Source organism: Streptomyces sp. NPDC029164, assembly GCF_055563995.1.
In genome coordinates this window covers 99,742-120,191 of the sequence record NZ_JBVHWW010000025.1, presented here as the reverse complement: position 1 = coordinate 120,191, position 20,450 = coordinate 99,742, and the positions used below count along the sequence as shown (strand labels likewise).

General features: G+C 73.8%; 16 protein-coding genes, 1 pseudogene and 1 riboswitch. Of the genes and pseudogenes, 11 read left to right on the top strand and 6 right to left on the bottom strand.

What is annotated here, in order from left to right:
- Positions 1-87: 87 nt before the first annotated feature.
- From ACZ4VT_RS24050 to ACZ4VT_RS24040, 3 genes are all read right to left on the bottom strand, one after another.
- A complete protein-coding gene (locus tag ACZ4VT_RS24050; RefSeq protein ID WP_030716921.1) occupies positions 88-867 on the bottom strand; it encodes an enoyl-CoA hydratase/isomerase family protein in 780 nt (259 codons plus the stop codon).
- A 167-nt stretch (positions 868-1,034) separates the two neighbouring features.
- The gene (locus ACZ4VT_RS24045) at positions 1,035-1,256 is read right to left on the bottom strand and encodes a helix-turn-helix domain-containing protein (RefSeq protein ID WP_030010789.1); all 222 of its coding nucleotides are present in this window, start codon (positions 1,254-1,256) and stop codon (positions 1,035-1,037) included.
- 384 nt (positions 1,257-1,640) lie between these two features.
- Positions 1,641-3,239 carry an ABC-F family ATP-binding cassette domain-containing protein gene (locus ACZ4VT_RS24040; protein ID WP_362805653.1) on the bottom strand — a complete coding sequence of 533 codons (1,599 nt, stop codon included), beginning with the start codon at positions 3,237-3,239 and terminating at the stop codon, positions 1,641-1,643.
- A gap of 290 nt (positions 3,240-3,529) precedes the next feature.
- Between ACZ4VT_RS24040 and ypfJ the strand changes: the two genes are divergently transcribed.
- Positions 3,530-4,420: a KPN_02809 family neutral zinc metallopeptidase gene (gene ypfJ / locus ACZ4VT_RS24035; protein WP_467952534.1), complete on the top strand. Its 891-nt coding sequence runs from the start codon at positions 3,530-3,532 to the stop codon at positions 4,418-4,420.
- 63 nt (positions 4,421-4,483) lie between these two features.
- Positions 4,484-4,879, top strand: a complete 396-nt coding sequence (locus ACZ4VT_RS24030) for a VOC family protein (RefSeq protein ID WP_467952532.1) — start codon at positions 4,484-4,486, stop codon at positions 4,877-4,879.
- A gap of 129 nt (positions 4,880-5,008) precedes the next feature.
- On the opposite strand, the gene ACZ4VT_RS24025 is transcribed toward ACZ4VT_RS24030, so the two are convergent.
- Entirely contained in the window at positions 5,009-6,526 is a 1,518-nt protein-coding gene (locus ACZ4VT_RS24025; RefSeq protein WP_467952530.1) for a hypothetical protein, read from the bottom strand.
- 132 nt (positions 6,527-6,658) lie between these two features.
- Positions 6,659-7,789, bottom strand: coding sequence for an alpha/beta hydrolase family protein (locus tag ACZ4VT_RS24020; protein ID WP_467952529.1), 1,131 nt, complete (start codon positions 7,787-7,789; stop codon positions 6,659-6,661).
- A gap of 344 nt (positions 7,790-8,133) precedes the next feature.
- Between ACZ4VT_RS24020 and ACZ4VT_RS24015 the strand changes: the two genes are divergently transcribed.
- The 7 genes and pseudogenes from ACZ4VT_RS24015 (at position 8,134) to ACZ4VT_RS23985 (ending at position 16,760) form a co-directional block, all read left to right on the top strand.
- Positions 8,134-9,402, top strand: coding sequence for an inorganic phosphate transporter (locus tag ACZ4VT_RS24015; protein WP_467952527.1), 1,269 nt, complete (start codon positions 8,134-8,136; stop codon positions 9,400-9,402).
- 46 nt (positions 9,403-9,448) lie between these two features.
- Positions 9,449-9,670, top strand: a complete 222-nt coding sequence (locus ACZ4VT_RS24010) for a hypothetical protein (protein WP_030012731.1) — start codon at positions 9,449-9,451, stop codon at positions 9,668-9,670.
- 112 nt (positions 9,671-9,782) lie between these two features.
- Positions 9,783-9,936, top strand: a riboswitch (cobalamin riboswitch).
- Positions 9,937-9,973: 37 nt separating this feature from the next.
- Positions 9,974-10,969 (top strand): cobalamin biosynthesis protein, encoded by a 996-nt coding sequence (locus ACZ4VT_RS24005; protein ID WP_467952525.1) that lies wholly within the window; start codon positions 9,974-9,976, stop codon positions 10,967-10,969.
- Positions 10,966-12,507: pseudogene (locus ACZ4VT_RS24000) on the top strand (cobyric acid synthase); the annotation flags it as partial. The gene ACZ4VT_RS24005 and the pseudogene ACZ4VT_RS24000, both read left to right, overlap by 4 nt.
- A 130-nt stretch (positions 12,508-12,637) precedes the next feature.
- On the top strand, positions 12,638-14,776 hold the full coding sequence (locus tag ACZ4VT_RS23995) for a putative cobaltochelatase (RefSeq protein WP_467952523.1): 2,139 nt from the start codon (positions 12,638-12,640) through the stop codon (positions 14,774-14,776).
- On the top strand, positions 14,776-15,375 hold the full coding sequence (gene cobO / locus ACZ4VT_RS23990) for a cob(I)yrinic acid a,c-diamide adenosyltransferase (protein WP_030716897.1): 600 nt from the start codon (positions 14,776-14,778) through the stop codon (positions 15,373-15,375). The genes ACZ4VT_RS23995 and cobO overlap by 1 nt, the downstream gene beginning before the upstream one ends.
- On the top strand, positions 15,369-16,760 hold the full coding sequence (locus ACZ4VT_RS23985; protein ID WP_467952522.1) for a cobyrinate a,c-diamide synthase: 1,392 nt from the start codon (positions 15,369-15,371) through the stop codon (positions 16,758-16,760). Before cobO ends, ACZ4VT_RS23985 begins: the two co-directional genes overlap by 7 nt.
- 2 nt (positions 16,761-16,762) lie before the next feature.
- Here ACZ4VT_RS23985 and ACZ4VT_RS23980 read toward each other — a convergent pair whose 3' ends face one another.
- Entirely contained in the window at positions 16,763-17,488 is a 726-nt protein-coding gene (locus ACZ4VT_RS23980) for a ZIP family metal transporter (protein WP_376614064.1), read from the bottom strand.
- A 131-nt stretch (positions 17,489-17,619) separates the two neighbouring features.
- On the opposite strand from ACZ4VT_RS23980, the gene cobC reads away from it, so the two are divergent.
- A complete protein-coding gene (cobC, locus tag ACZ4VT_RS23975) occupies positions 17,620-19,065 on the top strand; it encodes an Rv2231c family pyridoxal phosphate-dependent protein CobC (RefSeq protein ID WP_467952520.1) in 1,446 nt (481 codons plus the stop codon).
- A gap of 91 nt (positions 19,066-19,156) precedes the next feature.
- Positions 19,157-20,392 carry a CapA family protein gene (locus ACZ4VT_RS23970; protein ID WP_467952519.1) on the top strand — a complete coding sequence of 412 codons (1,236 nt, stop codon included), beginning with the start codon at positions 19,157-19,159 and terminating at the stop codon, positions 20,390-20,392.
- Positions 20,393-20,450: the final 58 nt, after the last annotated feature.

Genomic DNA, 20,450 nt, shown 5'->3' with positions numbered 1-20,450 from the left:
CCTCGAACGCCGGCGAGATCCAGCCTCGCCGGCGTTCGAGGCGCGGGGGGGGTGCGGGGGGGGGGCGGGGGCGGAGCCCCCGACACGTCAGTCGGACAGCCCGGCAAGGTCGCGCAGGCGGCGGGCCTGGGCGGCGCGCTCGGCGGTGCGCTGGTCGTCGTACGGACGCGAGTGCGCGGCGCGCAGGAGTGCCTTGGTCTCGATCACGGCGTCCCGCGGCGGGGCCAGCAGGGCGGTGGTGAGGTCCTGGACGGCGGCGTCGAGCTCGTCGGCCGGGACGACCAGGTTGGCGAGGCCGACCCGCTCGGCCTCCTCGGCATGCACGAAGCGGCCCGTCGCGCAGATCTCGAGCGCGCGGGCGTAGCCGACCAGGGAGGTCAGGGGCTGGGTTCCGGCCAGGTCGGGGACCAGGCCCAGGCTGGTCTCGCGCATGGCGAACTGCACGTCGTCCGCGACCACGCGCAGATCGCACGCGAGCGCGAGCTGGAAGCCGGCGCCGATCGCGTGCCCCTGCACGGCGGCGACGGAGATGATGTCGTTACGCCTCCACCAGGTGAAAGCCTCCTGGTACTCGGCGATCGTGGAGTCGAGCAGTTCGTCCGATCCACGTGCCAGATCGAGGAAGGACGGCTCGCCCTCGAAGCCTTCGGGGGTGAACGCCTGCCGGTCGAGCCCTGCGGAGAAGGACTTGCCCTCACCGCGCAGCACGACGACCCGGACGGTGCCCGGCAACGACCTCCCGGCCTCGGCCAAAGCCCGCCAGAGCGCGGGGGATTGGGCATTTCGCTTGGCCGGATTGGTCAGTGTCACCGTGGCGACCGTGTCGTCGACGGTGAGTCGTACGCCGTCCTTGTCGAGCAGAGCCATCTGTGTATGCCTCCGGTGTGCAGTCGGCCGCAAGCCCGGCCTAAGTGACTGCACAGTAACCACCCAGTCGACCACGGAGCCGACCGGGGGTCACCGAAGGAAACGTCGGAACATGTGAGCTGTGAAGCCGTTGGAGCCTTGGAGCGTTGGAACCGATGGGACCGGGGTCAGGCCGTAGCCGCCTTCTTACCGCGCGTCGCGCCTCCGCGACCGCGCAGCGAAACCCCGGACTCACTGAGCATCCGGTGGACGAATCCGTAGGACCGGCCGGTCTCTTCGGCCAGCGCCCGGATACTCGCACCGGAGTCGTACTTCTTCTTCAGGTCTGCCGCGAGCTTGTCGCGCGCGGCGCCGGTTACCCGGCTGCCCTTCTTCAGAGTCTCGGCCACCCGTGCCTCCTCATGGGAAGTGCGCTCTGGACTTCTCATGATCACCCCTCCCACGCTTCCTGGCCACCCATTCAGCAAGGTCGGTCCGGCGGCATTTCTCAAGCCGTGGACACACGAGCAGAACGGAATCTTCTCTTCCGCCGCATGACTTCCGTCACACTTCGCCGCCCCCACCGGGAATTGCCAGGTCAGAGGCGGGGCGGCGGAAAACGAAAGGCCCCGGTCGCGCACCTTCACGGGTGCGGCCGGGGCCGTCGTACGACGCGCAACGGTACGAGACCGTCTCACTCAGATGATGGATCACCCCTGAGCCGAATGATCCATAAGGAACTGGATCAGGGTCACCGCAGGCCCGGACCGTGATCGGACGGACCCCCTCCGGGGTCAGGCGAGCGCCACCAGGTCCCGGTAGTCCGGGCCCCACAGGTCCTCGACGCCGTCCGGGAGCAGGATGATCCGCTCCGGCTCCAGCGCCTCGACGGCGCCCTCGTCGTGCGTGACGAGGATGACCGCGCCCTTGTACGTGCGCAGGGCGCCCAGGATCTCCTCGCGGCTGGCCGGGTCGAGGTTGTTCGTGGGCTCGTCGAGCAGCAGCACGTTCGCCGAGGAGACGACCAGCGTGGCCAGGGCCAGGCGGGTCTTCTCGCCGCCGGAGAGCACCCCGGCGGGCTTGTCCACGTCGTCCCCGGAGAAGAGGAAGGAGCCGAGCGTCTTGCGTACGGCGACCAGGTCCAGGTCGGGCGCGGAGGAACGCATGTTCTCCAGGACCGTGCGCTCCGGGTCCAGGGTCTCGTGCTCCTGGGCGTAGTAGCCGAGCTTGAGGCCGTGACCGGGGACGACGGTGCCGGTGTCGGGCTTCTCGGTGCCCGACAGCAGGCGCAGCAGCGTGGTCTTGCCGGCGCCGTTGAGGCCGAGGATGACGACGCGGGAGCCCTTGTCGATGGCCAGGTCGACGTCGGTGAAGATCTCCAGCGAGCCGTAGGACTTGGAGAGGCCCTCGGCGGTCAGCGGGGTCTTGCCGCAGGGCGCCGGGTCCGGGAAGCGCAGCTTGGCGACCTTGTCGGAGACGCGGACGGCGTCCAGGCCGGCGAGCAGCCGGTCGGCGCGCTTGGCCATGTTCTGCGCGGCGACGGTCTTGGTGGCCTTGGCGCGCATCTTGTCGGCCTGCGAGTTCAGGGCCGCGGCCTTCTTCTCGGCGTTCTGACGCTCGCGCTTGCGGCGCTTCTCGTCGGCCTCGCGCTGCTGCTGGTAGAGCTTCCAGCCCATGTTGTAGACGTCGATCTGGGCGCGGTTGGCGTCCAGGTAGAAGACCTTGTTGACGACGGTCTCGACCAGGTCGACATCGTGGGAGATCACGATGAAGCCGCCGCGGTAGTTCTTCAGGTAGTCCCGAAGCCAGACGATGGAGTCGGCGTCGAGGTGGTTGGTGGGCTCGTCGAGGAGCAGCGTGTCGGCGTCCGAGAAGAGGATCCGGGCGAGCTCGACGCGGCGGCGCTGACCACCGGAGAGGGTGTGCAGCGGCTGGCCGAGCACCCGGTCGGGCAGGCTGAGCGCCGCGGAGATGGTGGCGGCCTCGGACTCGGCGGCGTACCCGCCCTTGGTGAGGAACTCGGTCTCCTGGCGCTCGTACTGCCTGAGCGCCTTCTCGCGGGTGGCGCCCGCGCCGGTGGCGATGCGCTCCTCGTTGGCGCGCATCTTCTTGATCAGTACGTCGAGGCCGCGGGCGGAGAGGATCCGGTCGCGGGCCAGGACGTCGAGGTCGCCGGTGCGCGGGTCCTGCGGGAGGTAGCCGACCTCGCCCGAGCGGGCGATGGAGCCGGCGGCGGGCTGTCCCTCGCCCGCGAGGCACTTGGTGAGGGTGGTCTTGCCCGCTCCGTTGCGGCCGACCAGGCCGATGCGGTCGCCCTTGGCGACACGGAAGGAGGCGGACTCGATGAGGATGCGGGCGCCGGCGCGCAGCTCGATGCCGGTGGCGGTGATCACGGAAATACTCCAGGGCGGGTGGGGACGGCGGAAGGGGGGCAGGACGCGATGCTTCGACGCCGCTAATCCGCGAGGAGATTTGCCATGGGAGACATTCTACCGGGGTTGTGCAACTGGTTTCCGGGCGCGGGCCGGACCGCCCGGCGGCCGGGAGGCTCTCCGCCGCGTCCCCCCGTTCGGCCCAGGAACCCGGGAAGTGCCGGGGCGCGTACCGGGAGGAATGGGCCGATACTCACCGCAGGGGCGGTCACGTGGCCCGCCCGGTCCCACGAAGAGAGGGCGGTGCGGGGATGCAGTTCGACGACAACGCCAACCTGGACACCTCCGAAGTCAAGGATGTGCGCGGCAGCCGCATCCCCGGCGGGAGGGCCACGGTCGGCGGCGGCCTCGTCGGCATCATCGCGCTCGTCCTGGGACTGCTCTTCGGTGTGGGTCCGGACCAGCTGGGACTGTCCTCCGGGGACCAGGAGCCGGGGCCGGCCGCGTCCTCCGTCAACGAGGTGCAGCAGGAGTGCAGGACGGGGCGGGACGCGAACGCGCGGGAGGACTGCCGGCTGGTCGCGGTGGTCAACAGCACCCAGGACTTCTGGCGGCAGGAGTTCGCCCGGCGCGGCGGCCAGTACAGTCCGGCGTCGACGGTGTTCTTCACCGGCCGGGTGAACACCGCGTGCGGAACCGCCACCTCGGCGGTGGGCCCCTTCTACTGTCCCGCGGACCGGCAGGTCTATCTGGACCTCGGCTTCTTCAACGAGCTGCGGACGAAGTTCGGCGCGAGCGGCGGCCCCTTCGCCCAGGCCTACGTCGTCGCCCACGAGTACGGGCACCACATCCAGAACCTGCTCGGCACGCTCCAGCGCTCCCAGGACGGGCGGCAGGGCGCGAACAGCAACGCGGTCAAGGTCGAGCTGCAGGCCGACTGCTACGCGGGGGTGTGGGCGCACAACGCGACGCGCACCCCGGACGAGTCCACCGGGCGACCGCTGATCACGAACCTGACCGACCAGGACATCAGGGACGGGCTGGACGCGGCGGCCGCGGTCGGCGACGACCGGATCCAGGAGAGGTTCCAGGGCCGGGTGACCCCCGAGTCCTGGACGCACGGCTCGGCCGAGCAGCGGCAGCAGTGGTTCTACCAGGGCTACCGCACGGGCGACATGGCCCAGTGCAACACCTTCCGCTGACTGTCGGCGCCGCCTGCCATGCTGGTGTGACGCGGGTCACCGTCACGAGAGGGAGTGATCGTCATGGCAGGCGTTCCGTCCATCTGTCCCACGCTGGTCTACCGCGACGCGAAGGCGGCCATCCGGCTGCTGACCGAGGCCTTCGGCTTCAGCCAGGTCGCGGTGTACGAGGGTGAGGACGGCTCGGTGGTGCACGCGGAGCTGGCCTACGGCAACGGCATGGTGATGCTGGGCAGCAAGGGCACCGGCGGGGTCTTCGGCAAGGCCATGGAGGGCGCCGGCCCCTCGGGGGTCTATGTCGTGGTCGACGACGTGGACGCCCACCACCGACGGGCCGCCGAGCACGGGGTGGAGATCGTCATGGAGCCCAAGGACCAGGACTACGGCTCGCGCGACTACATGGCCCGGGACGCCGAGGGCAACATCTGGAGCTTCGGCACGTACGCGCCGCAGGTCTGAGACCCCGCGGCGCCGTACCCCGGGCCGGGGGCACGCGGGTGCCGCCGGCCCACGGGCCGTGGCGGACACCCCGCGGCAGGGCCGGGCCGGGCACGACGCCTCAGCGCAGCGCCCCGACGAGGCCCGGACCTAGGCGCCGCCGGTGTGGACCTGGAAGGCGGCCCGGCGGACGGCCTTGGCCAGGGCCGGGTCCGGGTGGGCGGCGGCCAGCGCGACCAGGACCTGCACGGTGCGCGGATGGCCGACGGCGCGGACCTCGTCCAGCAGCCGCGGGACGGTGGTCCGGACGGCCGAGTCCAGGTGGCGGGCCAGCAGCTCGGCCTCGCCGTGGTCGGCGATGGCGGCCGCCGTGTCCACCCACAGCCAGGTCGACTCCTCGGCGGTGAGGACGTCCTGCGCCTCGTCGGGGTCGACCCCGTCGTGCTCGGCGAGCCAGAGCAGGGCATAGGGGCGCAGGCCCGGCTCGCGCACGGTCGCGCGCACCTCGGGTTCGGCGGGGGCGCCGACCACGCGCAGCGCCTCGAAGGCGAGGCCGCGCAGCAGGGCGTCCTCGCCGCGGGCGGCCTGCAGGAGCTCGGCGACGGCGTGGCCGACGGGCCGGGCGGCGAGCCAGGCCTGGTACTCGGCGCGGGCCGGGCCGGGGGTGAGGCGGGCGCAGCCGTGCAGCATGGCGGCGGCGGACTGCTCGATGTTCCCGGCGGGGCTCTGCGCCGCGACGCAGATCTGCTCCAGCTTGACCCAGACGGCCCAGCTGCCGAGCGGGGTGAGCGCGGCCCGGGCGGGGCCGAGGGTGACGGCGTCCACGGCGGCGAGTCCGCCGAGCGCCCAGCGCAGCAGCCGGGCGAGGGGGACCGGGACGGGGCGGGCCTCCGCGGAGCCGGCTTCGGCGGCCGCGGGGCGCTCCCGCCCGTCCGGATCCGGGGCGGAGGCAGCAGCCGGGGCGGAGGCCGGGGCTTCTGGTTCGCCGGGGGCGGCCGTACGGGTCGCCGCGGGCTCGGCGTCGTACGGGATCTCGCACCGCTCGTCGCGCAGTTCGGTGACGCGCTGGCCGAGCAGGTCGAGGAGGTCGGGGACGGTCACCGGGCCGTCGGAGAGCTGGAGCAGGGAGAGAAGCTGGGGCATCGCCTCGACGACCTCGGCGACGGCCGCGGGGGCGATGTCGGCGGGGGCGGGGTGGACGAGCGACCAGGCGTCGAAGAGGGCGACCCAGCCGCGCAGTACGGCGGTGTCGTCGCGGTCCCAGGCCCGCAGCCGCCAGCCGGGCCGGGCGTGGCCGCCGTGCACCTCGACCAGGCCGGCGAGCCGTGCGCGGTCCCAGCCGACCCGGATCTGGCCGTGCGTCAGGCCCAGTTCCCCGGCGGCGCGTTCGACGTCCGAGGGCGGCAGGGCGCCCGTGGGGGCGGGCCGGCCGCCGTCGCCGGCGCCGAGATTGCGCTCGGCCCAGCGGGTCAGGCGTACGGCGTCGGCGAGCGAGGCCCGGGCCCGGTTCGCGAGGTCGGCCGTGGCGGGGGTGCCCGCCGGGGGCCTCGGGGCGGGCCGGCTGCGTCGGTCGGTCACCGCCTTGCGTGCCGCGGCGACGGAACGCGGGGAGACGAGTCGGAGTCTGGAGTCGCGAGCCAACTGCTCATCAGGCTTTCGGGACGTCACGGAAGCAGTCTCGCCCGTCACTGGCCGAAAGCCCAAACGGAATCAGCCGTTGCCACCACCTGCCCGCGGTGCAGACCGGGACAACACGCCCGCAGGAACAAGTCCGTCACACGGCCTTCACATGACAGGCCCTCACATGAGGGGGGTGAGGAAGCGGCGCAGGGCTTCCTCGTAGCCGGCCGGGTCGGCGTTCCACATGGCCCCGTGTCCGGCCGCGGGCACGGTGTGCAGGCTGACGAGGTCGGGGCGGGCCGCGGCGAGCCGGCGGGAGGGACCCCAGGGGGCGAGGGTGTCGTCCGGTCCGTGGAAGATCAGTACGGGGACGCGCAGGGCCCCGGGATCCGCGCCCGGCGGCCGGCGGTCGGCGCGCAGCCCCGCGCGGCCCTCGGCGGCCCAGACGGCCAGCGGCAGCACTACGGCGGGGGTGCGGCGCGCCGCGGCGAGCCGGCGCAGGGTCGTGTGCCAGTCGAGCACCGGCGAGTCCAGGACCAGTCCGGAGATCCGGTCGGCCAGCGCCGAGCGTTCGGCGGCGTGCAGGGCCATGGTGGCGCCGGTGGACCAGCCGTGGAGGACCACGCGGCGGGCGCCGTAGCGCACGGCGTAGCGGATGGCGGCGTCCAGGTCCCGCCACTCCGATTCGCCGAGGTGGCCGATGCCGTCGGGGGAGGCGGGGGCGCCGAGATCGCCGCGGTAGGCCAGGTCCAGGACGGGCAGCTGGTGGCGCTGCAGGAAGGGCATGACCACCATCGGGTGCTCGCGGGTGCCGCCGAGCCCGTGCACGGTGATCACCCAGGTGTCCCGGGCGGCGGGCACGAACCAGGCGGGCAGCGCGCCGAGCTCCCCGGGGATGTCCACGTCGGCGTGGTCGAGCCCGAGGGCGGTGCCCGGGTTGCCGACGTACACCTGCGGCGTGAGGGTGACGCGGGTGCCGGGCGCGAGGGCGCCGTGGTTGACGGTGAGGAGCCGCCGTACGACGGTGTCCGGGTAGTGGTCGGCGTCGGCGACCACGGGGCCGACCACGGCGTGCACCCCGGGTGCGACCAGGCCGTAGGTGCCCGGGCGCAGGGAGGCCGGCGAGCGGGTCAGCGAGACCCGGCCGGTGGCGGTGGAGTGGACACTGAGCCGCTGCCCGCCGGGGAGCGGGCGCCCCGGTTCGGAGCGCAGGGCCGCGTCGGCGGCGTACCGGCCGACCGCGACCGCGGCCGCACCGGCGCCGAGGAGGGTGGTGGTGACGGCCGCTGCCGTTGCTGTCGCGGTACGCACCGTTCCAGTGTCCCGGCGGAGCGTGGGGAGGGCCACCGGAGCGCCACCGACGGCTCACCGGAGGTGATCGCTCCGCTGGTCGCCGCGCCACCGCCGGGGGCGGGGTGATCTAGGTCTCTTTCCGGGGTCCGGGCGGGGGGCCCGGCCGCCTCCGCCCCCGGTGCGGAGGGGTGCATTCACCCGGCTTTGACGTGCATTTATCGAGTTATCTACGTCAGAATCAGGACGAATGTCCCGATCACACCCCGGGCCAGTACACCGCTCGGCCCGAGCCAGTTCACCTTCCGTTCATCCAGGTTGCCTACGGTCGCCGAGCCACTGACGTCAAACAGAAGCCTGGGTAAATGGAGCACATAACGCTTCTCCTCGGGATCGTGATCATTACCGCTCTCGTGTTCGACTTCACGAACGGTTTCCACGACACGGCCAACGCGATGGCCACCACCATCTCGACCGGCGCCCTCAAGCCCAAGACGGCGGTGGCCATGTCCGCCGTGCTCAACCTCGTCGGCGCGTTCATGTCCGTGGAGGTCGCCAAGACGATCTCCAAGGGCCTCGTCAACGAAGAGGGCATCCAGCCAGAGGTGATCTTCGCGGCCCTGGTCGGCGCGATCCTCTGGAACCTCGTCACCTGGCTGGTCGGACTGCCCTCCAGCTCCTCGCACGCCCTGATGGGCGGCCTGATCGGTGCCGCGGTCGCCTCCGCCGGCATCGGCGCCGTCAACGGCAGCGTCGTCGTCACCAAGGTCCTCATCCCCGCGATCGCCGCCCCCCTGGTGGCCGGCATCGCCGCGTACCTGGCCGCCAAGGTCACGTACAAGCTGGGGAACAAGGTCGGCGACAAGACGTCCGCCAAGGGTTACCGCGCCGGTCAGATCGCCTCGGCCGGTCTCGTCTCCCTCGCGCACGGCACCAACGACGCGCAGAAGACGATGGGCATCATCACCCTCGCCCTCATCGCCGGCGGCGCCATCGCGCCCGACGCGAACCCCCCGGTCTGGGTCATCGTCTCCGCCGGTCTGGCCATCGCCATGGGTACCTACCTGGGCGGCTGGCGCATCATCCGCACCATGGGCAGCGGCCTGACCGACCTCCAGCCGCAGCAGGGCTTCGCCGCCCAGACCTCGGCCGCGTCCGTCATCCTCGCCTCCTCGAACCTGGGCTTCTCGCTCTCCACCACCCACTCGTGCTCCGGTGCGGTCATGGGTGCGGGCCTGGGCCGCAAGGGCGGTGTGGTCCGCTGGTCCACCGCGACCCGCATGTTCGTCGCCTGGGGCCTGACCCTGCCGGCCGCCGCGCTGGTCTCGGCCGGTGCCGAGCTGGTCATGCGCGCCGGTGACGTCGGCATCGCCGCGGTCACGCTCTTCCTGATCGGGTCCTGCCTGGCCATCTGGTTCATCTCGCGCCGCCAGGTCGTCGACCACACCAACGTCAACGAGGCGGAGCCGGCCGGCGCCGGGGAGCCGGGCGTCGTCACCACGGCGATCGCCGCGGTCACCGTCCCGCCGACCGTCGCCGCCGCCGGCACCACCGCCGCGGTCACGGACGAAGACCTCAAGGCCACCATCCCGGCCGCGACGCAGACCCCGGCGGCTCCGGCCGCCGCGGTCTGACCGAGACAGAGACACCCAGAGACCCGGACATTCAGAAAGTGGCAGTATGAAGATCGACTGGGAAGCGCTCGGCTCCGTCTTCGGGGTCAGCCTCTTCGCCACCGTCGCCCTCGTGGCCCTCTTCACCCTGGGCCTGGTGGGCCTGTCCAAGCACGAGACCGCCACTGAGCAGGGCGGCACCGCCACCCTCGCCCGCAGCGGCGCGTACGCCTGCTTCGCGGTCATCGCCGCAGCCGTGGGCTACGGGATCTACCTGATCGTCGCCTGATCCGCCGCCCCGCGGCCGACCAGGTGTGAAGGCTCCCTCCGGATTTGTCCCGGAGGGAGCTTTTCGCATCCCGTGCCCCTGCCGCGCCGCAGGTCAACGGCGAGTTGACGGGCCTTCTCGGTGCGTGGTGGACTGCCCGAGCCAATACGGCGGCATGGAGAGGAAGTCCGGTGCGAATCCGGCGCGGTCCCGCCACTGTCACCGGGGAGCGCACGCCGCGCGTGCGCCCCGGGAGCCAGGAACTCTCGCCGCCGGACACGTCGAACCAGGGCGCGGACCCTGAGTGAGGACATACCTGCCACCATGCGTGCCGATCGCGTCTTCGCGTACGGCGCCACGGCGGGCCTGATCGGCGACCGGATCCTCGGTGATCCCCGCCGAGGGCACCCCGTGGCCGCCTTCGGACGGGCCGCCGCCGCCGCCGAACGCGCCCTGTGGCGCGACGACCGCGCCCGTGGCCTCCTGCACACGCTGGTGTGCGCCGGAGGCGCGGCCGCCGTGGGTGCGCTGGGCGCCCGCGCCGTGCGCACCCGGCCCGCTGCCGTCCGTATCGCCCTGACCGCCGCCGCCACCTGGGCTGTCGTGGGCGGCACCTCGCTGGGCCGGGAGGCCCGCGCCATCGGCGGGGCGCTCACCGCCGGGGACACCGAGGTGGCCCGGGAGCGGCTCCCGCACCTGTGCGGGCGCGATCCGCAGTCCCTGGACGGGCAGCAGATGGCCCGCGCCGTCGTGGAGTCGGTCGCGGAGAACACCTCCGACGCGGTGGTCGGGGCCCTGGTGTGGGGCGCCGTCGGCGGCGTCCCCGGCCTGCTGGCCTTCCGCGCCGTGAACACCCTGGACGCGATGGTCGGCCACAAGTCCCCCCGCTACCTGCGCTACGGCTGGGCCTCCGCCCGGCTCGACGACCTGGCCGGCTGGCCGGGGGCCCGGCTGACGGCCGCCGCCGCCGTACTGGCCGGTCCCGACCGGCGGGGAGCCGTACGCGCCTGGCGCGCGGACGCCGCCGCGCACCCGAGCCCGAACGCCGGGCCCGTCGAGGCCTCCTTCGCGGGAGCGCTCGGCGTACGGCTGGGCGGCACCCTCGCGTACGGCGGCCGCGTCGAGCACCGGGCGGTGCTGAACGGCGGGGCCGGCCGGCCGGTGGAGGTCGCGGACATCGAGCGGGCGGTACGGCTGTCGCGACAGGTGACCTGGCTGGCGCTCGGGGCCTGTGTGGCCGCCCGGACGCTGGCCTCCGCCGTATCCGGTGTATCCGGCGTATCCGGCGCATCCGGCAGGAAAGGGAAGGGACGTCGATGAGCGGCGCGAAGCTCGGCGGCGGACTCCTAGTCGCCGGTACCACGTCGGACGCCGGCAAGAGCGTGGTCACGGCGGGCATCTGCCGCTGGCTGGCCCGCCAGGGCGTGAAGGTGGCGCCGTTCAAGGCGCAGAACATGTCGCTGAACTCCTTCGTCACGCGGGAGGGCGCCGAGATCGGGCGCGCTCAGGCGATGCAGGCCCAGGCGGCCCGCGTGGAGCCGACCGCGCTGATGAACCCGGTGCTGCTCAAGCCCGGCAGCGACCAGAGCAGCCAGGTGGTGCTGCTGGGCAAGCCGGTGGGCGAGATGAGCGCCCGCGGCTACCACGGCGGCAGGCAGGAGCGGCTGCTCGGCATCGTCACGGACTGCCTGGAGCAGCTGCGGGGCACGTATGACGCCGTGATCTGCGAGGGGGCGGGAAGTCCGGCCGAGATCAATTTGCGCCGGACCGACATCGTGAACATGGGGATCGCGCGGGCCGCCCGGTTCCCGGTGGTCGTGGTCGGGGACATCGACCGGGGCGGGGTCTTCGCGTCCTTCTTCGGGACGACGGCGCTGCTGTCGCCCGAGGACCAGTCGCTGATCGCCGGGTACCTGGTGAACAAGTTCCGCGGCGACGTCTCGCTGCTGGAGCCGGGCATGGAGATGCTCCGCGGGCTGACCGGGCGGGCCACGTACGGCGTCCTCCCCTTCCAGCACGGGCTGGGCATCGACGAGGAGGACGGGCTGCGGGTGTCCCTGCGGGGCGCGGTACGGGAGTCCGTGGTGGCACCGCCCGTGGGTGAGGACGTGCTGCGGGTCGCGGTGTGCGCGGTGCCGCTGATGTCGAACTTCACGGACGTCGACGCGCTCGCGGCGGAGCCCGGCGTCGTGGTGCGGTTCGTGGACCGGGCCGAGGAACTGGCCGACGCGGACCTGGTCGTCGTACCCGGCACCCGGGGCACGGTGAAGGCCCTGGCGTGGCTGCGCGAGCGCGGCCTCGCCGATGCCCTGGTCCGGCGGGCCGCGGAGGGGCGGCCGGTCCTGGGCATCTGCGGCGGGTTCCAGGTACTGGGCGAGCGGATCTCGGACGAGGTCGAATCGCGGGCGGGCGAGGTCGACGGCCTCGGTCTGCTGCCCGTACGGGTCCGCTTCGAGCGGGAGAAGACCCTGGCGCGGCCGGTGGGCTCGGCGCTCGGGGAACCGGTCGAGGGGTACGAAATCCACCACGGGGTGGCCGAGGTCCTCGGCGGGGAGACGTTCATCTCCGATGACCATGGACGCGGTCTGGAAGGCTGCCGGGTCGGGTCGGTGTGGGGAACCCACTGGCACGGCTCGCTGGAGTCGGACGGTTTCCGCCGGGCGTTCCTCCGTGAGGTGGCGGCGGCCGCGGGGCGCGCCTTCGTCCCGGCGCCGGACACCTCGTTCTCCGCGCTGCGGGAAGAGCAACTGGACCTGCTGGGCGACCTGATCGAGGAGCACGCCGATACGGACGCGCTGCTGCGGCTCATCGAAGGCGGAGCCCCGGCGGGGCTCCCCTTTCTCCCGCCGGGCGCGCCGTGAGGGGCCGCCGGGCCCCGCGGGGCTGTCCCCGACGCTCTGAAGTACAGCCCCGCCGGCGTTTGAGGCGCGGGGTCTGGGGCGGAGCCCCAGCAACGGTCCGCACCACCATCCAAGGAGTGAGCAACGCATGAGCACGCCCTACCCGTTCACCGCAGTGGTCGGCCAAGCCGACCTGCGGCTGGCGCTCCTGCTCAACGCCGTGAGCCCGGCGGTCGGTGGTGTGCTCGTGCGCGGCGAGAAGGGGACCGCCAAGTCCACCGCCGTGCGCGCCCTGTCGACCCTGCTGCCGCAGGTCGACGTCGTGCCCGGCTGCCGGTTCTCGTGCGCGCCGGGCGCGCCCGACCCGGCCTGCCCCGACGGCCCGCACGAGCCCGGCCCCGGCCGCGCCCGGCCCGCCCGGATGGTCGAGCTGCCCGTCGGCGCCTCCGAGGACCGCCTGGTCGGCGCCCTCGACATCGAGCGGGCCCTCGCCGAGGGCGTGAAGGCCTTCGAGCCCGGCCTGCTCGCCGACGCCCACCGCGGGATCCTCTACGTCGACGAGGTCAACCTCCTCCACGACCACCTGATCGACCTGCTGCTGGACGCCGCCGCCATGGGCGCCTCGTACGTGGAGCGCGAGGGCGTCTCCGTCCGGCACGCGGCCCGTTTCCTGCTCGTCGGCACGATGAACCCCGAGGAGGGCGAGCTGCGCCCGCAGCTGCTCGACCGCTTCGGGCTGACGGTCGAGGTCGCCGCCTCCCGCGAGCCCGCCCAGCGGGTGGAGGTGGTGCGCCGCCGGCTCGCCTACGAGGACGATCCCGCGGGCTTCGCCACCCGCTGGGCCGGGGACGAGAACGAGGTCCGCGCCCGGGTGGTGGCCGCGCGGGCGCTGCTCCCGCGGGTCGTGCTCGGGGACACGGCGCTGCTGCAGATCGCGGCGACCTGCGCCGGCTTCGAGGTCGACGGCATGCGGGCCGACATCGTGATGGCGCGCACCGCGACCGCGCTGGCCGCCTGGGCCGGGCGGACCTCCGTACGGAAGGAGGACGTACGGCAGGCAGCGCTGCTGGCGCTCCCCCACCGGCGGCGCCGCAACCCCTTCGACGCGCCCGGACTCGACGAGGACATGCTCGACCGGATCCTGGACGAGTTCCCCGACGAGGAGCCCGAGCCCGACCCGGACCCGGAGCCCGGCCGGAACCCGGACCCGGACCCGGACGCCGATCCGGATTCCGAGGGCCCGGACGACGGCGGTGGCCCCGACGGCGGTGGCGGGGTGCCCCCGCAGGGCGGCGGCCCGCACGGCTCGGACGCCCCGGCGGACTCCACCGACACCGGCGGACCCACCGAGGCCCCCGCGGACGCCCCCGAGTCCCCGCAGCCCTCCGCCCAGGAGAGCGGCGGGCCCGAGCAGGCCGCCGTACGGGCCGCCGAGCCGTTCCGGACGAAGATGCTGAGCGTGCCGGGGCTCGGCGAGGGCGCGGCCGGGCGGCGTTCGCGCGCCCGCACCGCCCACGGCCGGACCACCGGCGCCCAGCGCCCCCGCGGCCACCTGACGAAGCTGCACCTGATGGCCACGGTGCACGCGGCCGCCCCGCACCAGCGGGCCCGCGGCCGGGACGGGCGCGGCCTGGTCATTCGCAAGGACGACCTGCGCCAGGCCACGCGGGAGGGCCGCGAGGGCAACCTCGTCCTCTTCCTCGTCGACGCCTCCGGCTCCATGGCCGCCCGACAGCGGATGAGCGCGGTCAAGGGCGCCGTGCTGTCGCTGCTCCTGGACGCCTACCAGCGCCGGGACAAGGTCGGCCTGATCACCTTCCGGGGGGCCACCGCCGAGCTGGCGCTGCCCCCGACCTCCTCGGTGGACGCGGCCGCGGCCCGGCTGGAGCGGCTGCCGACGGGCGGCCGCACCCCGCTGGCCGCCGGACTGCTCAAGGCCCACGAGGTGCTGCGGATCGAGCGGCTGCGGGACCCCTCGCGCCGGCCGCTGCTCGTCGTCGTCACCGACGGCCGGGCCACCTCGGCCGGGACCGCCGCCGGACGGACGGACAGCACCCCGCGGGAGCTCGCGGGGCGCAGCGCGCGGCTGCTGCAGGCCGCAGGCGTCGCCTCGGTGGTCGTGGACTGCGAGTCCGGGCCGGTGCGGCTGGGGCTGGCGGGCGTACTGGCCGCCGACCTCGGCGGACCCGCCGTCACGCTCGACGGGCTGCGGGCCGACTCGCTGGCCGGGCTCGTGAAGAACGTACGTACCGCAGTGACATCCGACAGCAACAGGAGGGCCGCGTAATGCCTCAGGGACAGCCGTCCGTCGTTCCGGACGACGGACTCACCACGCGCCAGCGCCGCAACCGTCCGCTCGTCTTCGTGCACACCGGCCCCGGCAAGGGCAAGTCCACGGCCGCGTTCGGGCTGGCGCTGCGCGCCTGGAACCAGGGCTGGTCGATCGGGGTGTTCCAGTTCGTCAAGTCGGCGAAGTGGAAGGTCGGCGAGGAGAACGCGCTCAAGGTGCTCGGCGCCTCCGGCGAGGGCGGCGCGGTCGCCTGGCACAAGATGGGCGAGGGCTGGTCCTGGGTCCAGCGGGACGCGCAGCTCGACAACGAGCAGGCGGCCAAGGAGGGCTGGGAGCAGGTCAAGCGCGATCTGGCCGCGGAGACGCACAAGCTGTACGTGCTGGACGAGTTCGCGTACCCGATGCACTGGGGCTGGATCGACGTCGACGAGGTCATCGAGGTCCTGCGCGACCGTCCGGGTACGCAGCACGTGGTGATCACGGGCCGCAACGCGCCGGAGAAGCTGGTGGAGTTCGCGGACCTGGTCACCGAGATGACCAAGGTCAAGCACCCGATGGACACCGGCCAGAAGGGCCAGAAGGGCATCGAGTGGTGACCTCGTTCAACGTTCCCCGGCTGGTCATCGCCGCGCCCTCGTCGGGCAGCGGCAAGACCACCGTGGCCACGGGCCTGATGGCGGCCTTCTCGGAGCGCGGCCTCGCCGTGTCCCCGCACAAGGCCGGGCCCGACTACATCGACCCGGGCTACCACGCGCTGGCCACCGGCCGGCCGGGGCGCAACCTCGACGCCTTCATGTGCGGGCCGGAGCTGGTGGCTCCGCTGTTCGCGCACGCGGCGGACGGGTGCGACCTCGCCGTCGTCGAGGGCGTGATGGGGCTCTACGACGGGGCGGCGGGCCGGGGCGAACTGGCGTCGACGGCGCAGGTCGCGAAGTTGCTGCGAGCGCCGGTGGTGCTGGTGGTCGACGCCTCCTCGCAGTCGCGGTCGGTGGCGGCGCTCGTCCACGGCTTCGCGTCGTTCGACCCGCAGGTGCGGCTCGGGGGGGTGATCCTGAACAAGGTCGGCTCCGACCGGCACGAGGTGATGCTGCGGGAGGCGCTGGAGGAGGCGGGGATGCCGGTGCTCGGCGTCCTGCGGCGGGCTCCGCAGGTGGCCACGCCCTCGCGCCACCTGGGCCTGGTGCCGGTGGCGGAACGCCGCACGGATGCGCTGGCCGCGGTTGCGGCGCTGGCCGAGCAGGTCCGCCAGGGCTGCGACCTGGACGCCCTGATGACCTTGGCCCGTACGGCCCCGTCACTGGCCTGCGAGGCCTGGTCTCCGGCTTCGGCCTCGCCGGCGTTCGAGGCGCGGGGTCCGGGGCGGAGCCCCAGGAGACGGCCGGTGGTCGCGGTCGCCGGAGGACCCGCGTTCACGTTCTCCTACGCCGAGCACACCGAGCTGCTGCATGCCGCCGGCGCGGACGTCGTCACCTTCGACCCCCTCCGGGACGAGGCGCTCCCCGCCGGAACCACCGGCCTGGTGATCGGCGGCGGCTTCCCCGAGGTGTACGCGCCGGAGCTGTCCGCCAACGAACCGCTCCGCGAGGCCGTGGCCCGCTTCGCCGAGGCCGGCGGCCCGGTGGCCGCCGAGTGCGCCGGGCTGCTGTACCTCGCGCGGTCGCTGGACGGCAAGCCCATGTGCGGGGTGCTCGACGCCGACGCCCGGATGTCGGAGCGGCTGACGCTCGGGTACCGCGAGGCGGTCGCGGTGTCGGACAGCGCGCTCGCCGCCAACGGCACCCGGCTGCGCGGGCACGAGTTCCACCGGACGGTGATCGAGCCGGGCGCCGGTGCCGCGCCGGCCTGGGGGTTCACGCACCCCGAACGCCGGGTCGAGGGCTTCGTACAGCAGGGCGTGCACGCCAGCTACCTGCACACGCACTGGGCGGCGGAGCCGTCCGTCGCGCTCCGCTTCGTCGAAGCGGCGGCGGCCCGGCCGTGAGATCAGTCCGCGATGCCCACCACGAGCCAGATCCCGGCCACCCCGCCCACCGTGCACATCAGCGTGGACAGGGCGGGGTGCTTGTGGTGGGCCTCGGGCAGGATCTCGGCGGCCGCGAGGTAGAGCAGGACACCGCCGAAGAACCCGAGGTACGCGCCCAGAGGTTCCTCCGGAAGGGTGAACAGCAGAGTGGACGCCGCGCCGACGACCGGGGCGACGGCATCGGCGAAGAGCATCATCAGGGCCTTGCGACGGTCGTTCCCGTAGAGGCGGGTGAGCGTGTACGTGTTGAACCCGTCGGCGAAGTCGTGGGTGATGACGGCCAGCGCCACGGCCACGCCCATCCCGCCGCCGACCTGGAAGGCCGCGCCCAGGGCCACCCCGTCGGCGAGGCTGTGGCCGACCATCGCCGCGGCCGCGGTGAGCCCGACCTGCGGGACACGGGCGCCGTCCTCGGCGCCGTGCGCGGCCTGGCGGACCGCCAGGAGCCGCTCCACGACGTGGGCGACCAGGAATCCGCCCACGAAGAGCAGCAGGGCGAGCGGGACGCCGAACACCTCGTCGCCCGCCGCGTGGATGGACTCCGGGAGCAGGTCGAGGCCGACGACTCCGAGCATCAGCCCGCCGGCCAGGCCCAGCACGAGGTGGCGGCGGTCGGTGACGCGCTGCGCCGCCCATCCGCCCGCCAGGGTCATCAGGAACGCGCCCAACGCCACGATCACGGCCATGTGCCCCTGAATACAGACTCCGCGCCCCGTGCGCACTTCCGCGCGCGGGTGGCGGGCATCGGAGTGTTGACGCCGTACCGCTGCCGGTGAGGTACGGGTGCCGGTGACGTGCCGGTGATGTGAGGGTGACGATGACTACGGAGGGAGGACTCCCGGTGGGCGATTACACGACCCGTCTGGTGGTCGGGGTCGGCGGACGCGCGGGGGTGTCCGTCGCGGAGGTCTGCGCCCTGATCGAGGAGACGCTGCGGGGGGCCGGGCTGACCGCGCAGGCGGTGACGGCCCTGGCCACGGTGGAGTCGAAGGTGTGCGAGGCGGGGATCGCGGGTGCGGCGGAACGTTTCGGCGTGCCCCTCGTCGGCTATCCCGCCGAGCAGCTGGCCGCGATCAGCGTGCCGCACCCCTCGGACACGGCGCGCACCGCCGCCGGGACCGCTTCGGTGGCGGAGGCCGCGGCCCTCGCGACGGGCGGGGAACTCCTCGTGCCCAAGCGGCGGTCGGTGGCGGCGACCTGCGCGGTGGCCACGGCACACGCGCACGACCTGCGCCACCACGGGGACGCCGAGGTGGTCGACGCGGGCTCCGCGCTGGTGGACCTCGCGGTCAACGTACGGGCGGACACCCCGCCGGCCTGGCTCAAGCAGCGGATCGCCGCTTCCCTCGGGGACCTCGCCGCCTACCCCGACGGCCGGGCGGCCCGCGCGGCCGTGGCGGCCCGGCACGGGCTGCCGGTCGAGCGGGTGCTGCTGACGGCGGGGGCCGCGGAGGCCTTCGTCCTGATCGCGCGGGCGCTGGACGCCGTACGGCCGGTGGTGGTGCATCCGCAGTTCACCGAGCCGGAGGCGGCTCTGCGGGACGCGGGGCACCGGGTGGAGCGGGTGGTGCTGCGGGCGGCGGACGGGTTCCGGCTGGACCCGGCGGCGGTGCCCGAGGACGCGGACCTGGTGGTGATCGGCAACCCGACCAATCCGACGTCCGTCCTGCACCCGGCGGCGACGCTGGCCGCGCTGGCCCGGCCGGGCCGGTTCCTGGTGGTGGACGAGGCGTTCATGGACGCCGTCCCGGGCGAGAGGGAGGCCCTGGCGGGACGGATGGACCTGCCGGGGCTGGTGGTGCTGCGGAGCCTGACGAAGACCTGGGGGCTGGCGGGGCTGCGGATCGGCTACGTGCTGGCCGAGCCGGAGGTGATCGCGAAGCTGGCGGCCGCGCAGCCGCTGTGGCCGGTGTCGACCCCGGCCCTGGTGGCCGCCGAGGCCTGTGTGGCTCCGGCGGCGCTGGCCGAGGCGGAGGAGGCGGCGCGGCGGATCGCGGTGGACCGGGCCCATCTGCTGGCCGGGCTCGCGGAGTTCGACGAGGTGACGGTCGTGGGGGTGGCGCAGGGGCCGTTCGTGCTGATCCAGGTGGCGGGGGCCGCGGAGGTCCGCACCCGGCTGCGCGCCCTCGGCTTCGCGGTCCGCCGCGGGGACACCTTCCCGGGGCTGGACCGCTCCTGGCTGCGGCTGGCGGTCCGGGACCGGGTGACGACGGGCCGGCTGCTCCAGGCCCTGGACCACGCCCTGGCGCTCGCCGCGCGTTGAACCGGGGCTCTGGGCCGGTGGGCCCGGTCGCCGGGCCGGGGGTGCGGGTCGCGCCTACGATGGCGGGACGAGCGGATGACGGGGGCGGTCCATGAAGGCGGCGGGGCGGATAGGGGTCGGCCTGGCGGGGCTGGTGGTGATCGGCGGCGGGGTCCTCGCCGCACCGCGGCTCCTCGACGACGGCGGCAGGGCGGCGGCTCCGGAGCAGCGGCTCCGCGGCGAGCCCGTCCCGGCGGCGAGCGCCACGGCCCCCGTCCCCGCCAGGCCGGGGCACGGGCCGTTCACCCTCGTGGCGACCGGCGACATCATCCCGTACCCGTCGATCGTCCAGCGGTCGGCGGACGACGCGGACAAGGCCGGGGAGTACGACTTCCGGAAGATACTCGCCGGGGTCAAACCCCTGGTCTCCACCGCCGACCTGGCGATATGCCACCACGAGATACCGTACGGGCGCCCCGGCGGCCCCTATACGGGCTATCCCACCTTCAAGGCCCCGCACCAGCTGGCGGACGCCCTCAAGGACGCCGGGTACGACGGCTGTTCCACCGCCTCGAACCACACCCTGGACGACGGCTACGAGGGTCTCGCCCGCACCCTGGAACACCTCGACCGCGTCGGCATCCCGCACGTCGGCTCGGCCCGCAGCGCGGAGGAGGCCAAGGCCCCGGCCCGGCTCACGGCCGGCGGCGCGCAGGTCGCCCAGCTCTCGTACACGTACGGCACGAACGGCATCCCGCTCCCCCAGGACAAGCCGTGGGCCGTGAACCTGATCGACAAGGAGCGGATCATCGCCGACGCCCGCGCCGCCCGGGCCGGCGGCGCGAACGTGGTGGTGCTCAGCGTGCACTGGGGCACCGAGTGGCAGACGGCGCCGGACGAGCAGCAGAAGGAACTGGCGCAGGCGCTGACCGCCTCCCGCTCAGCCGACGGCCTCCCCGACATCGACCTGATCATCGGCACGCACAACCACGTGCCGCAGCCCTACGAGAAGATCAACGGCACGTGGGTGGTCTTCGGGATGGGCGACCAGGTCGCCAGCTTCGTACCGGCCGACAAACTCCGCGGCAACCAGTCCTCGGTCCCCCGGTTCACCTTCGCCCCGGCGGCGGCCCACCCCGGCCGCTGGGAGGTGGTGAAGGCCGAATACCTCACGCAGTACTCGGACATGGGACCGCCCTTCCGTGTCGTCTGCGCCTCCTGCGCGGCCTCCGACACCTCCCTGCCCGCCGCGAAGCGGAGCGAGTACGACCGGATCGACCAGCAGGTCACCGAGGCCGTGATGTCGCGCGGCGCGGGCGGGCAGGGCCTGGAGCACGCCACCCACTGAGCACTCCCCTCCGTGTGCTCCCCGGGGCGGCGGCCCGGTGGCCCGAGCGGCTCGGGCG